Source organism: Pseudomonas fluorescens, assembly GCF_018614655.1.
Lineage (GTDB): Bacteria > Pseudomonadota > Gammaproteobacteria > Pseudomonadales > Pseudomonadaceae > Aquipseudomonas > Aquipseudomonas fluorescens_BX.
This window is the reverse complement of sequence record NZ_JAGGOG010000019.1, coordinates 112,417-126,462: the sequence shown is the minus strand read 5'-3', so window position 1 is coordinate 126,462 and position 14,046 is coordinate 112,417. Positions and strand designations below refer to the sequence as shown.

Annotated in this window: 14 protein-coding genes and 1 tRNA gene; 9 read left to right on the top strand and 6 right to left on the bottom strand. The window is 59.6% G+C overall.

Annotated elements, in window-relative coordinates:
- Positions 1-17: 17 nt before the first annotated feature.
- The 4 genes from bamC (at position 18) to J7E41_RS20215 (ending at position 2,811) form a co-directional block, all read left to right on the top strand.
- Positions 18-1,133: an outer membrane protein assembly factor BamC gene (bamC, locus tag J7E41_RS20230; RefSeq protein ID WP_214995582.1), complete on the top strand. Its 1,116-nt coding sequence runs from the start codon at positions 18-20 to the stop codon at positions 1,131-1,133.
- 4 nt (positions 1,134-1,137) lie between these two features.
- Positions 1,138-1,896 carry an MBL fold metallo-hydrolase gene (locus J7E41_RS20225; RefSeq protein ID WP_214995580.1) on the top strand — a complete coding sequence of 253 codons (759 nt, stop codon included), beginning with the start codon at positions 1,138-1,140 and terminating at the stop codon, positions 1,894-1,896.
- A gap of 28 nt (positions 1,897-1,924) precedes the next feature.
- The gene (gene purC / locus J7E41_RS20220; RefSeq protein WP_214995578.1) at positions 1,925-2,638 is read left to right on the top strand and encodes a phosphoribosylaminoimidazolesuccinocarboxamide synthase; all 714 of its coding nucleotides are present in this window, start codon (positions 1,925-1,927) and stop codon (positions 2,636-2,638) included.
- Positions 2,639-2,721: 83 nt separating this feature from the next.
- Positions 2,722-2,811 (top strand) — tRNA-Ser (locus tag J7E41_RS20215).
- A 128-nt stretch (positions 2,812-2,939) separates the two neighbouring features.
- On the opposite strand, the gene J7E41_RS20210 is transcribed toward J7E41_RS20215, so the two are convergent.
- A complete protein-coding gene (locus J7E41_RS20210; RefSeq protein WP_214995576.1) occupies positions 2,940-4,166 on the bottom strand; it encodes an MFS transporter in 1,227 nt (408 codons plus the stop codon).
- 266 nt (positions 4,167-4,432) lie between these two features.
- A complete protein-coding gene (locus tag J7E41_RS20205; protein WP_214995574.1) occupies positions 4,433-5,275 on the bottom strand; it encodes a DUF6216 family protein in 843 nt (280 codons plus the stop codon).
- A gap of 221 nt (positions 5,276-5,496) precedes the next feature.
- Here J7E41_RS20205 and J7E41_RS20200 point away from each other — a divergent pair, with 221 nt between their 5' ends.
- Positions 5,497-6,399: a LysR family transcriptional regulator gene (locus J7E41_RS20200; protein ID WP_214995572.1), complete on the top strand. Its 903-nt coding sequence runs from the start codon at positions 5,497-5,499 to the stop codon at positions 6,397-6,399.
- On the opposite strand, the gene J7E41_RS20195 is transcribed toward J7E41_RS20200, so the two are convergent.
- Together J7E41_RS20195 and J7E41_RS20190 are read right to left on the bottom strand one after the other, a co-directional pair.
- Positions 6,391-7,149 carry a substrate-binding domain-containing protein gene (locus J7E41_RS20195; protein WP_214995570.1) on the bottom strand — a complete coding sequence of 253 codons (759 nt, stop codon included), beginning with the start codon at positions 7,147-7,149 and terminating at the stop codon, positions 6,391-6,393. The two genes, J7E41_RS20200 and J7E41_RS20195, sit on opposite strands and share 9 nt — an antisense overlap.
- 16 nt (positions 7,150-7,165) lie before the next feature.
- Positions 7,166-8,461 (bottom strand): MFS transporter, encoded by a 1,296-nt coding sequence (locus tag J7E41_RS20190; protein ID WP_214995568.1) that lies wholly within the window; start codon positions 8,459-8,461, stop codon positions 7,166-7,168.
- A gap of 207 nt (positions 8,462-8,668) precedes the next feature.
- On the opposite strand from J7E41_RS20190, the gene J7E41_RS20185 reads away from it, so the two are divergent.
- From J7E41_RS20185 to J7E41_RS20170, 4 genes are all read left to right on the top strand, one after another.
- On the top strand, positions 8,669-8,812 hold the full coding sequence (locus J7E41_RS20185) for a hypothetical protein (protein ID WP_214995566.1): 144 nt from the start codon (positions 8,669-8,671) through the stop codon (positions 8,810-8,812).
- A gap of 141 nt (positions 8,813-8,953) precedes the next feature.
- Entirely contained in the window at positions 8,954-9,889 is a 936-nt protein-coding gene (locus J7E41_RS20180; RefSeq protein ID WP_214995564.1) for a LysR substrate-binding domain-containing protein, read from the top strand.
- Positions 9,890-9,931: 42 nt separating this feature from the next.
- Positions 9,932-11,119, top strand: a complete 1,188-nt coding sequence (locus J7E41_RS20175) for a low temperature requirement protein A (protein ID WP_214995562.1) — start codon at positions 9,932-9,934, stop codon at positions 11,117-11,119.
- Between the two features lie 60 nt (positions 11,120-11,179).
- Positions 11,180-11,542, top strand: coding sequence for a 5-carboxymethyl-2-hydroxymuconate Delta-isomerase (locus J7E41_RS20170; RefSeq protein ID WP_214995560.1), 363 nt, complete (start codon positions 11,180-11,182; stop codon positions 11,540-11,542).
- A gap of 41 nt (positions 11,543-11,583) precedes the next feature.
- Here J7E41_RS20170 and J7E41_RS20165 read toward each other — a convergent pair whose 3' ends face one another.
- Together J7E41_RS20165 and J7E41_RS20160 are read right to left on the bottom strand one after the other, a co-directional pair.
- Positions 11,584-12,519, bottom strand: a complete 936-nt coding sequence (locus J7E41_RS20165; RefSeq protein ID WP_214995558.1) for a LysR family transcriptional regulator — start codon at positions 12,517-12,519, stop codon at positions 11,584-11,586.
- 163 nt (positions 12,520-12,682) lie between these two features.
- Complete coding sequence (locus tag J7E41_RS20160; RefSeq protein WP_214995556.1) at positions 12,683-13,870, bottom strand: CynX/NimT family MFS transporter; 1,188 nt, start codon at positions 13,868-13,870, stop codon at positions 12,683-12,685.
- Between the last annotated feature and the right edge of the window lie 176 nt (positions 13,871-14,046).

Sequence of the window (14,046 nt, the reverse complement as noted above, 5' to 3'; positions counted from 1 at the left end):
TTGAGGAAGCACTACGCATGAAGCGATTGGCCGGACTTTCCGCACTTGCCTTGATTATCTCCAGCACCAGTGGCTGCGGTTGGATCTGGGGCCCGGAAGGCTACTTCCGTGACCGCGGCAGCGATTACCTGGAAGCACAACCCTCCCAACCGATGCAATTGCCGCCGGACGTCACTGTCGCCAAGCGTCTTGACCCGTTGCTGCCGATCCCGCGCAACGTCGCCGATGACACTGCCAAGGGCGAGTTCGAAGTGCCGCGTCCACAGCCGATCTCGGCCGTGGCCGATGCCAGCGACTACAGCCTGCAGAAGAGCGGTGACTCGCGCTGGATCATGGCCCAGCGCCCGCCCGCCGAAGTCTGGCCGGTGGCCGTGCAGTTCTTCCAGGACAACGGTTTCCGCATGGATCAACAGCGCCCGCAAACCGGTGAGTTCACCACAGCGTGGCAGCAACCGAGCGAACTGTCGGCCACCATGGCCAAGCGCCTGCAAGCCGGCGGTGTGGCGGGCGACGGCGAAACCCGTATTCGGGTGCGCATCGAGCCAGGCGTGCAGCGTAATACCAGTGAAGTCTATGTGGTCAGTGCCCAGCGTCCTGCGGGCAGCACGGCCGACGTCGACTTCACCACTCGTTCGGTCAACACTGGTGTTGATTCCGCGCTGGTGGACGAAATGCTTGCCAGCATGAGCCGCATCTCCGAGAAGGGCGGGTCTGTCTCCCTGCTCGCCGCAGGCAGTTTTGATACCCCTAGCCGTGTCAGCCTCAGCGAAGATGGCAGCGGCAACGTCGTACTGAACTTGGGTGAAGACCTTGATCGTGCATGGTCGAGTGTTGGTCGTGCGCTGGAACAGGGCCAATGGCGGGTTGAAGACATCAACCGCAGCTTGGGCCTGTACTACATCAACCTGGCCGAAAAAGCCGAGAAGAAAGACGACGAGCCAGGGTTCTTCAGCAAATTGTTCGGCAGCGCGCCGACCAAGGAAGAAGTCGAAACTCGCGCCGAACGTTATCAGGTTCGTTTGAGCAAGGTCGGCGATAGCGTGCAGGTCACCGTCGAGAAAAACATCAACACTGTGGCGCCGGCAGAAGTGGCGCGCAAAGTGTTGGGCGTGATTCAGGACAACCTGGGCTGATCCGATGCGTTTTGCCGTTCTCGGCAGCGGTAGCCAAGGGAACGGCACGCTTGTAGCCCACGACGACACGTACGTCCTGGTGGATTGTGGTTTCTCCCTGCGGGAAACCGAGCGGCGCCTGCTGCGCCTGGGGGTTCACCCCGCGCAGCTGAGCGCGATTCTGGTGACCCACGAACATGCCGACCACGTGCATGGCGTGGGTTTGCTGTCTCGGCGCTACAATCTTCCGGTGTACCTGAGTCGCGGTACCTTGCGCGGGATGCGCAAACCCATTGAACCCGCAGGTTTCCTGGCCGGTGGCGAGCAACTGCAGATCGGTGCCTTGAGCATTGACGTGATTGCCGTGGCTCACGACGCCCAGGAACCCACGCAGTACGTATTCAGTGACGGCGAGCGCCGCTTCGGCTTGCTCACCGACCTGGGTTCTTATTGCTCCAAGGTGCTGGACGGTTACCGGAACCTCGATGCATTGATGATCGAGTCCAACCACTGCCGTGACCTGCTTGCACGCGGTCACTACCCGTACTTTCTCAAGCAGCGGGTCGGCGGTGAACTGGGACATTTGAACAACCACCAGGCGGCGTACCTGGTGTATGAGTTGGGCTGGCAAGACCTGCAACATCTGGTCCTGGCCCACCTGAGCAGCAAGAACAACCTGCCGCAGCTGGCCCGGCAATGTTTTGTCGACACCCTCGGGTGCGACCCGGACTGGCTGCAACTGGCCGATCAAGATTCAGGGCTCGACTGGCGACACATCGCCTAGCCCACCTACTTAGCAAGCGGAGCCCATCATGGAAAAACGTGAAGAACTCTACCGCGGCAAAGCCAAATCGGTTTACAAGACCGACGACGCCAACCGCTTGATCCTGCTGTTTCGCAACGACACCTCGGCGTTCGACGGCAAGCGCATCGAACAGCTCGATCGCAAAGGCATGGTGAACAACAAGTTCAACGCCTTCATCATGCAGAAACTCGAAGCGGCCGGCATTCCGACCCAATTCGACAAACTGCTGGGCGACAACGAATGCCTGGTGAAAAAACTCGACATGATCCCGGTCGAGTGCGTCGTGCGTAACTACGCCGCCGGCAGCCTGGTCAAGCGCCTGGGCGTGGAAGAGGGCCTCAAGCTCAACCCTTACACCTTCGAACTGTTCCTCAAGGACGACGCCAAGGGCGACCCGTTCATCAACGAATCCCACGTCGTGGCATTCGGTTGGGGCACTGCTGAGCAATTGGTGCGCATGAAGGAGTTGTCCCTCAAGGTCAACGACGTCCTGAGCAAACTGTTCGACGACGCCGGCCTGCTGCTGGTGGACTTCAAGCTGGAATTCGGCGTATTCCACGACGGCTCCATCGTCCTGGGCGACGAGTTCAGTCCGGACGGCTGCCGCCTGTGGGACAAGGACACCGGCAAGAAGATGGACAAAGACCGCTTCCGCCAGGGCCTCGGTGACGTCATCGAAGCCTACGAAGAAGTCGCCAACCGTCTCGGCGTACCGCTGTAATCGACGCAAGCATCTGATAGCACGGAAAAAATTCTCTTCGGAGCTTTGCTTCCCGGTAACAGGCTGTTATGATGCGCGCCGTTGGAGAGATGCCAGAGTGGCCGAATGGGACGGATTCGAAATCCGTTGTACCTTCACCGGTACCTAGGGTTCGAATCCCTATCTCTCCGCCATTATTGAATAAGACTAAGCCCCTGAAATGGTTAAACATTTCAGGGGCTTTTTCGTTTCCGTCATATTGTTTAGGGCATGCAGGGCAGAAACCTTGCCCTACATGCCAGCTTGTCTTTCCGAAGTTTGATCAGGCGGGTTGGGACGCCAGGCTGTTACTGACGTTGCGCCCCAGCACCAGCACGGTCACAAAACCGCAGCCCACCAGGGCCGTGGCGAGACTCAGTAGCACCGAGGTGCCCAGTTGGTCGACGATCCGCCCGCCGAAGAACGATCCCAGGGCAATAATCACTTGGAACAAGGCGACGAATAGCGGCATGCCGCGTTCGACATCCTTGGGCGCCACGACAAACATCCAGATGCTGGCGCAGGCCGGGAAGGCGCCGAAGGCGAAACCCCAGAGCGCGATCAGCATCACTGCGCCGGTCATGCCGGTGGCGAAGTAGGGGAACAGGGCGGTGCTGGTGCCGATCATCAGCGCGACTAGCATCAGGGTGTGACGTACGCTGCGGTTGGCAGCGAAACCGGCAAAGATGTTACCCATCACCCCGGCCACGCCAAAGAACAGCAGCAGCGAGCCAATAGTCGGCCCGTCGAAGCCGGCGCTGTGTTTGAAGAAGGGCGCGACATAGGTGTACGCGGCAAAGTGCGCCAGGCCGATCAGTAAGACGGCGATCAATCCGACCCGAGCTTGTGGGTTGATAAACAAGGCCGGCAGGTCACTGATGCGAATGGCCTTTTCCGGGTTGAGCCGCGGCAGCAGGAAGATCTGCGCCAGTAACACCGGTACGCCCATCAGCGCGGTTATCAGGAAGGTCATGCGCCAGCCCATCAGGCCGCTAAGCCAGGTGCCTACGGGCACGCCCAGTACGGTGGCCAACGTCACACCGACCATGATGATCGAGGTGGCCTGGGCTACGCCCACGCCCTTGGGTGCCAGCCGACCGCTGAGGGCGATGGCAGTTGCCCAGAAGCCACCGATACTGATGCCCAGTAGTACGCGGCCGAACAGCAGCAGGCTAAAGTCGCTGGCGAAGGCCACGACCGAGTTGGCGATGATCATTATCAGCGTCAGGCCGATCAGCAGGTACCGACGGTCCATGGCGCCAATGCAGACAGACAGCAAGGGGGCGGCAAGGGCGGCCATTATACCGGGCAGGGTAACCATCAGACCTGCGTGGCCGGCACTGATGCCGAGATCGCTGGCGACGTCGTTGAGTACGCCCACCGGGAGAAACTCACTGGTCACCAAGGCGAAGGCGCCTACGGCAACCGAGAGAATCGCCAGCCACTGCTGTTTGACACTCTGTTGATTATGTTCGGGAAGGCTGCGAGGGGCCTGGCTGGCGCTTGGCATGGTGTTGGGTTCCGGGGTGAATGCAGCCTGAAGCCAGGCCGGGGAAGGGAAATTGGAGGCAATTATATGAATCAGTGCTGACAATTAAACAGGTCGGTCGGTTTGATAGTCATCATCAGCGCAATCAATGCGAGGCTCTTGGGCGGCCTTGGATGGTCGTTCGGGCTCGGGAATACGGCAACGTCTTTGGCCCCCTCGTTTTGGAGGGGAGCCTTGACATTATGGGAGGGGAACGCCTTGTGAATCACCGTGACAGACCGCAATTGTCACGGACGCTTGGCAAGCCACTGTTTGTAGAGCTTGCGGGCGACTTCTATTCGGGCGATCAGGATTACTAGCCAGATCATCCCCCCCATCGAAAGGACGACGAACCACAGCAGGAGCCCGCGCTGTTGGCTCAGGCCGTCTTGCACGTATTTGCTGTAGTTTTTATCGATGAAGAATGAACAGATGATGTCGAGCTTTTCTTCCGGCAAATCGGGAAGGATGAACGCCTGGAGTGACTCGGATGAACGGCATTGCTCTATCGTGAGCCGTGCGTCAGACCATATTCCGAATTTCACGTTGTTTTCGGAGATATAGAACGACGGTGCCTCTGGCGAGTTTTTCAATGACACCATCAGGTACCTGGACTCAATCAAACGAGGCGTGATAGCCACACCTGCCAGCAGCACGATGGTGAGCAAGAAAAAGCAATTGATCTTCCACTGCGCGAACTTTCTGGTAATGAAACTCAAGGCGGTGAAGTCGCTCCAGTCGATGTAGCGCTTTACTCGGCCGAAGTCGCGTGGGGTGAACCCATTGTCGTACATCCACTCTTCAGCCGAGTCCGCATCGTGCAAGGTGTTTGCAGGAATGTTGAACTCATAGCGGTAGTATTCCAGCTCACGCAGGTCTTTGCGCATGCGTTCGAACCGTTCGGTTTCGAAGTGGGGTTGTCCACCAAAAAACCGCCATATCCAGTCACGCAGAAACAACAGGGAGCCAGAGCGTCGGTAGATGAAAAACAACAACCATCCAATGGCGAATACGGTGATGAAGCCGCTGAATGCAGCAACGTTTTCAACATACCACGTCAGCGGTGTGCTTTTTGAAATGGGGTCGGCCATGGCTTGATCCTTAGTCATAACGAGTCGAACGCGGGATTCTAGGCAACCTGGGCAGAGGTGTCTTTGCTTCAGAAAAAACCGGAAGAAGCTGACTTGCCTGTCGGAAGCCGAACCTCATTCAGTGGCAGTTTTCAGGCAGGGCGCATGCCTTTTGTCTTGATTAGCTTCCCGCCTGCGCTCAGACGATAATGCCCTCCATCTCGATCAGACCGGCCACCCCCATGATCATCAACTTCGACCTGAACGATCTCCAAGCCTTCCGCGCCGTGGTAGACAAGGGCAGCTTTCGCGCCGCCGCCGAGGCGATCCGTATCTCCCAGCCCGCCTTGAGCCGGCGCATTGAGAAACTAGAATCGGCTCTCGACGTGAAGCTGTTCGAGCGCACCACCCGCCGTGTCAGCCTGACCATGGTCGGCCGCGCCTTCCTGCCCCAGGTCGAACGCATGCTGGACGATCTGGACATTGCCTTGATGGGCATCAGCAACGTCGCTTCGACCCGCATGGGCAATGTCACCATCGCATGCGTTCCCTCGACCGCCTACTACTTCATGCCTCACGTGATTTCCGAGTTCCATAAGTTGTACCCGAAGATCCGCCTGCGGGTGCTGGATGCCAGCGCCGGTGAGGTCAGTGCGGCGGTGGCCAGCGGCGAGGCGGACTTTGGCGTGAGTTTCAGCGGCAGTCTGGCGGACGAGGTGGAGTTCGAGTTGCTGTTGCAAGAACGTTATGTACTGGCCTGTCGGCGTGATCATCCGTTGGCCGAGCGGGTCAATGTGACGTGGGCCGAGGCTTATGAGCACGACTACATCGAGGTGGACAAGACCTCGGGCAATCGCTTTTTGCTGGATCAGGCGTTGCGCGGGGTACGGGTGAAGAAGCCGAGCATTTGCGAGACCCATCACGTCACGACGATGATCGGGCTGGTGGAGGCGGGCCTGGGCGTGGCGATGGTGCCGTCGATTGCGATGCCGGCCGGGGCGCACCCGATTCTGGTGAGTGTGCCGCTGGTGGAACCGGAAGTGGTGCGCAATGTCGGCTTGATCAAACGCCGCGGGCGTACGTTGACGCCGGCGGCGCTGGAGTTGGAGCGCCTGGTGCGGGAGAAGCCGTTTCGGTCAGGGTGACACCGAGTCCAATCCGGTGGATTGCACCAGCGGTTGCGCCTGGGGCGAGGCGAGGAATTGCAGCAGCGCCCTGGCCTCGGTCGGGTGTTCGGCGTTGACCGGGATACCGGCGGCGAAGCGGGTGACGGACTGCACGTCTTCGGGGATTTTCCCGACGTACGTTACGCCCGGGACCGGCAGCAGCTCAGCGACTTGCTGCAAACCCACTTCGTAATCACCTTTGGCAACCACCGAAGCCACCGGGATGCGTTCGATCATCGTGCCTTTGGACGCCATCCCCAGTTTTTTGAACAACTCCTTTTCCACGTACACACCGCTGGCGCTGTCGGAGTACGCCACGGACTTGGCCTTGAGCAACACGGCCTTCAGCTCTGCATCGTTGCCAATCACCGGCTTGGCGGCGCCTTGCTTGATTACCATGCCGATCCGCGAATCCGCCAACTCAACGCGGGAGCCTTTGTCGACCTTGCCCTGTTTGATCAACTCATCCAGGGCGTAGCCGACCATGATCACCACATCGGCCTGTTCACCACGGGCCAGTCGATTGGGAATGGCTTCAGGCGCCTTGCCCATCGAAGGGCCGAGGATGGTGTCGAGGGTATCGCCGCTTTGGCTGGCGTATTGCGGGCCCAGTAATTGGTAGGCGGCGGTGAACCCGCCGGATGTCATGACTTTCAGCGCTTCGGCCTGGGCTGTCATTGCCAGCGTGGCGGTCATCAATACAGCCAGTGCCTTGCATGCAAATTTCATCAGTGCGGCTCCTGGATTACACAACCAATTGCGTACGCAAGTTGGCGCGGCGGTACAGCATCAAGGTCGAACAGAGTGCGCACAGCGCAGCAAATATCAGCCAGTAGGCGGGCGACGCCTTGTCCTCGGTGACATGAATCAGCCAGGTGGAAATGGCCGGGGTGAAACCACCGAACACCGCCGTGGCCAGGCTGTAGGCCAGGGAGAAACCTGCCACACGCACTTCCACCGGCATGATTTCAGTCAGGGCCGGAATCATTGCGCCGTTGTACATGCCGTAGAGGAAGGAGAACCACAACAAGGCTTCCAGCATGTGCGCAAAGCTGGGGGCCTGCACCACGAAAGACAGCGCGGGATAGGCCGTCAGTACAGTCAGCGTGGTCATGGCGACGAGCACCGGCTTGCGGCCGAAACGGTCACTCAAGGTGCCGCCAATCGGCAGCCAGATAAAGTTGGAGATCGCTACCAGCAACGTCACCAACAGCGCGTCGGCGGTGCTCAGGTTCAGTACGGTTTTGCCGAAGGTCGGCGCGTACACAGTGATCAGGTAGAACGCGGTGGTGGTCATGGCCACCATCAGCATGCCGGCGATCACGATGGTCCAGTTTTTCACCAGCGTGGCCAGCACTTCGCGCATGGTTGGGCGATGGCGACGGGCGGCGAACTCTTCGGTTTCCTGCAGGTTACGACGCAGCACGAATATGAACGGAATGATCACGCAACCGATGGCGAACGGGATGCGCCAGCCCCAATCGGCGACCACTGCAGGTTCCATCCATTGGTTCAGGCCAAAACCCAGAGCGGCGGCGACCACAATCGAGATCTGCTGGCTGCCCGATTGCCAACTGGTATAGAAGCCCTTGCGTCCCGGCGTGGCCATTTCAGCCAGGTACACCGACACACCGCCCAGCTCCGCACCGGCCGAGAAACCTTGGAGCAGACGGCCGAGCAGCACCAGCAGCGGCGCCCACAAGCCGATGGTCTGGTAGCCGGGCACCAACACGATCAACAGGGTGCCGCTGGCCATGATCGAAAGTGTGACGATCAGCCCTTTGCGACGCCCGACATCATCGATGTACGCGCCGAGAATCACGGCACCCAGTGGGCGCATCAAAAAGCCCGCGCCGAATACGGCGAAGGTCATCATCAATGAGGCGAATTCGTTGGCGGCCGGGAAGAACGCTGCGGCGATGTAGGTGGCATAGAAGCCGAATAGAAAGAAGTCGAACTGTTCGAGGAAGTTGCCAGAAGTGACGCGCAACACCGCGCCGGCTTTCGAGCGGGCAGAGTCAGGCCGGGAGGGGCTTTGCATGGTTTGTGTCTCCAGCGTTCTTTTTAAAGTGTTTGTTTCGCTTAAGAACGACGATAGTGGCTGACACATTTAGAAATGAAAAGTGAGTTATTTACATGTATTGATGCGTGAGAATTATCAATAGGGGCGGATTATCCGAGCTACACATGGACATTCTCTGTTCTATGCTTGCCCAGTGTGATCAATTCTTGCGCAGGGGAGGTGGGTATGACCAACGAGCAAAAGCCGCATGATGAGACGGATCAGGAGCGTGCCAAGCGACAACGCGAAGAAGAAAAGCCCCAGACGTGGAAGCATGACGACCGCACCGAGCTTTCCGAGAAGGATGAGGAACGCCCGCTCAGGCCGTGAGGCAGACCGGTCTTGAACGTACAGGCGTTGTTGAGCGGGTTTCGGCAGCGTCTGTACTGTCCTTGTGTGCATAACGCCATAGACGTCACCACCCCGGTCTTTCTACACTGCCGCTTGTCTTGGGGAGTGGGGCGAGCGCCAATGAATCGCAATGAATTACGCAAGGCCGACATCAATCTGATGGTGGTCTTCGAAACGCTGATGCTTGAGCGCAACGTGACACGGGTGGCAGAGAAGCTGTTCCTCGGGCAGCCGACCATCAGTTCGGCCCTCAATCGCTTGCGCACCTTGTTCAATGACCCGCTGTTTATTCGTGTGGGCCATCGCATGGAACCGACGGCGCGGGCCGAAGAGATCATCCTGCATCTGTCGCCGGCGCTGGATTCGTTGTCATCGGCCCTGAGCCTGACCCACGATTTTGACCCGTCCATCAGCACCATGACGTTTCGCATCGGCCTGTCCGATGACGTCGAGTTCGGTCTGTTGCCTCCTTTGCTGCGCACCTTGCGCCAGGAAGCGCCCCAGGTGGTGTTTGTGGTGCAGCACGTCGATTACTGGCGCATCCCCGACCTGCTGGCCTCGGGTGATATCACCGTAGGGATCACCCAGACCCGCGGCCTGCCGGCCAATGCCAAGCGCAAGTTGCTGCGCCATATTCGCCCCTGCGTGTTGCGCGCCGATGCTTCGGAACATCCATTGACCCTCGATGAATACTGCGCGCGGCCCCATGTGCTGGTGTCCCATACCGCCAACGTCGCAGGTTTTGCCGATGAGTGGCTGGCGGAGGTCGGGCGCAAGCGCCATGTGGTGTTGTCGGTGCCGCAATACAGCTCCTTGCCGGCGCTGCTGGCCGGGACTGACATGATCGCCAGCCTGCCGGACTACACCGCCCAGGCCATGGCCGCCTCGGGCAGTCTGTTCTGTGAGCCATTCCCGTTCGAAACCCCGACCCTGGATTTGTCCATGGTCTGGCTCAGCCACGTGGACACCGACCCGGCCGAACGCTGGATGCGCTCGCGGCTGGAGGCGTTCATGAGTGATCGGGAATTGTTGCCGGTCGCGGCGTCCAGGCCCTGAACCTATCTCGGTGCTGCGAGTAAACCCTATGGAGATCCACCCATGAACCCATCCCGTTCATTGTTGCGCGGACGCGGCAGTCATGACAGTGGCAAGGTCGGCATGGTCGAGTTGTTTTTCGACCTGGTGTTCGTTTTTGCCGTCACCCAACTGTCCCATTCCCTGTTGGCCCATTTGTCCATCGGCGGCGCGGTGCAGGTGGCGTTGATGATGGTCGCGGTCTGGTGGGTATGGATTTTCACCTCCTGGGTCACCAACTGGCTGGATCCGGAAAAGATCCCGGTCCGCCTCGGCCTGTTCGCCTTGATGGTGGCGGGATTGCTGCTGTCGTCGTCGATCCCCAAGGCGTTTACCGACCGTGGCCTGTTGTTCGCCGGTGCTTATGTGTTCATGCAGGTTGGTCGCACATTGTTTGCGCTGTGGGCGGTGCGCGATGCGCCGCTGAACATGACCCGCAATTTTCAGCGAATCCTGGTGTGGTTGCTCTGTTCCGCCGTGTTCTGGATCAGCGGGGCGTTGCTGGAAGGTGATCAGCGCCTGGCGTGCTGGGCGGTGGCGCTGGTGATCGAGCTGATTTCCCCATCGCTGTATTTCTGGGTGCCGGGGATGGGGCGTTCGACCCTGACGGACTGGAATGTGGAAGGCAATCACATGGCCGAGCGTTGCGGGCTGTTTGTGATCATCGCCTTGGGCGAGTCCTTGCTGGTGACCGGCGCGACCTTTGCCGAATTGCCCTTGAGCCTGGACGGTCTGGCGGCGTTCCTGGTGGCGGTGGTTGGCAGCATTGCCCTGTGGTGGATCTACTTTGATAGCGGCGCCGAGCGCGCCCATCACCGTATTGCCAGCTCCGACGACCCTGGCCGCCAGGCGCGAATTGCCTACACCTACCTGCATGTGTTGATTGTCGCCGGGATCATCGTCAGTGCCGTCGCCGATGAACTGGTGCTGGTGCACCCAGGCCATGCCAGTGCCGCCGGAATTGTGGCGATCATTGCCGGGCCGCTGTTGTTCCTGTTGGGCAGCGGGTTGTTCAAGTGGGTCATGAACGATCGGCCGTTGCCGCCGTTCTCCCACGTGGGCGGCCTGGTGCTGTTGCTGGTGTTGTTGCCGCTGGGCTTGCAGCAGGTATTCTCGGCGTTGGTGCTGGGCACGTTGACCACAGCAGTGCTGGTACTGGTGGCCGCCTGGGAGAATCTATCGTTGCGAAGCAGTGCGGTGGTCTCACACTGAAAACTGTCCGGCCTCGTGCTATATCTATGACTCTTTTCTTACAGCAACTCGGAGCTTTTCATGCCTCACCTGCACCTGGAATACACCGCCAACCTGCCGGAGCTGGACACCGACAAAGCCCTGCTGCGACTCAATCATGCGCTGGTGGCCTCCGGTCAGTTCGGGGCCGAGTTCGATATCAAAAGCCGCGCGGTGAAGGTCGAGAGTTTCCGTGTTGGCACCGCCATGGCGCCACGGGGTTTTGTCGCGGTGAGGCTGGCGTTGCTCAGCGGGCGTTCACCGCAGGTCAAGAAGCAGTTGTCGGAGAGTCTGCTGGCGGTGCTGCAGGAGCTGGGTGCCTGGCCTGCTGACGTGCACGTTCAACTGAGTGTCGAACTGCTGGATATCGATCGCGAGTCCTATAGCAAAGTCGCCATCGGCTGACCCCGAAATCCTGTAGCCGCAGCCTCATACCTCGGCAGCGGCTACAGCACTCCCTGAGCCCCACACACCTTCACCACCTGCTCGCGAAACCAGGTGTTGGCATTGTCCTGTTCGCTGGATTCATTCCATTGCATCTCCAGGGTGAACCCCGGCAGGCCGTTGGGTGCTTCGCAATGGCCGAACAGCGGCTCGACCGCCAGCAGTTTCTGCACTCGCCGGGGCAGGGTGACGATGAAATCAGTGCCGGTGATCATCTTCAGCGCTGCGCTGTAGCTGTTGGCCCGGGCAATCACCTGGCGCTTGTGGGCCTGGCGGGCCAGCCAGCCGTCGATCATGTTGGTGTCGGAGGTCCAGGGCGTGGGGAATACATGGCGCCGGGCCACGAAGGATTGCAGGCTGAATGCCGGCTCGCGAGGGGCCGAACGCTTATCGAAGACACAGACCAGATCGTCCTCTAACAACATTTGCGTCTTGAGGTCCTTGTGGGTGCGATGAAAGTGCGGTCCGAAACAGATCACCAGGTCCAGGCTGCCGCTGCGCAAGGCTTCGGCGGGGATGTCGGTTTCCAGTTTCTGTACGTTGACGATCACCGGCAGGTCGGCGTGATCGAAGTTCTTCAGCAGCCGGGGCAGGATCAGTTGCTCGAAGTATTCCGGGGCGCAGATGTTGAAGGTCACGGCTTCCTGGGTCGGGTCGAACACCTGGCTGCCGGCATGACACAGGTTGATGCTTTCCAGGATCTTCTGCACATGGCCGTACATGCTGGTGGCCTTGTACGTGGGGCGCATACCGGCCCGGGTATTGATAAACAAATCGTCCTCGAAACTGGTGCGCAGTTTCTTCAAGCTATAGCTCACGGTGGACTGGCTGACGTAGAGGGTTTCGGACACCTCGGTGACGCTGCTTTGCTCATACACAGCGATAAACACCATCAGGTCCTGCATATCGAGCTTTCTAAGCAAGTTGCTGTTTAGCATCCATTCCGTCCGATAAGCCCTTTGCGCTGTTGCAGCGCAATACAGGGTCAAAATGTTAACGGAACGAGCGTACCAATAGAAAGGTCTGTAGCTCCTTTCTATGTTTGGTGTGGGACAAATAGTGTTTTGAATACGACGCTGCGACCAAAGGCTCTAGCTCGCGCTATTTAATATGCCGGGCGTAATGCCGTGGATCGAAGCGCAGCACGATCAGCAACATGACCACCATCACCGCCGTCAGCGACCACCAGGCCCATTCGAAGCTGCCCAGTTGGTCGCGGATCATCCCGGCAATCAGCGGCGACAGGCCGGCGATCAAATAGCCGATACCTTGCACGAATGCCGTCAGGCCTCCGGCGCGGCGCGGGTTGTCCAGGTGGTCGAGGGACAGGATCAGGCTCATCGGAAACAAACCGCCAATGCCCAGGCCCAGCAGGCACGGCCACAGCAAGCTCAAGTGTTGGGGGGACAGAATCAGGCCGCAGAAACCGGCGATGATCAGCACCAGCAACACCGCAACCACGCCACGCTTGTCCTGGCGCCGGTTGGCGATGGCCGGCGTGATCAAGCCTGAGACCACTTCCATGGCGGTCAGAAAGCCCAGCAGCAGGCCGGCGTTCTGTTCGCTCCAGCCTTGCTCCACGTAGTACGGCGCCAACCAGGCCAGTACGCAGGTGTAGGACGCGGTACCCAGACCGAAGAAGATCGCCAGCAACCACGCGCGACGATTGCCGAAAAACGATTCCTGCTGCCCCGATCCTGCGTGCGGCAGCGGTGCCAGCACCGAGCGCTGGGTGTACCAGAACACCAGCGCCAACACGGCCAGCACCGCCCAGATTGCCAGGCCAATGCGCCAACTTTCGGTGCGCACCTGGACGAAGGGCGAGAACGACGCTGCGAGGGCCGCGCCGCCCATGATGGCGGTGACGTACAGGCCCATGAACAGCGAAACGTTATCGCTGAAACGGGATTTGATCAGCGCCGGCATCAACGCCTGGATCATCGCGATCCCCACCCCGGCTGCGATGGCACTGATGATCAGCTCCAGCGTCGAGTCGAGAAACAGCCGCGACACCGTCGCCAGGCCAATCACTACCAGCGACAGCACAATGCTGCGGTGCTCTCCGAGGCGCTTGGCCAAGCCCATGCCAAAGAACATCGCCAGACCCATGGCCATGACCGGCAACATGGTCAGCAATGAGGCACTGCTGAAACTCAAGGGCACATCGGCGCGAATCGACGACAACAATGGGCCGACCGCAGCCATCGACGGTCGCAGGTTGAGGGCGACCAACACGACACTGATCATCAGCCAGAGGGCGGTGGCGGGTTTCGCGTGAACGGTTTCCATGGGCGGGCCTTGAAATGACAAGGGCATTATTAGGCCGCGCCGATGGGAGAGAGGCAAATGAGAAAGTCGTTGGGGCTATTGAAAAAATGCGGGATGGGCTCGCCGTGGGATAACGGTGAGCGCGTGGCTTCGGTCGCCCGGTTGATGACCCTCCAACAGGTCAACGCCTGCGCGCC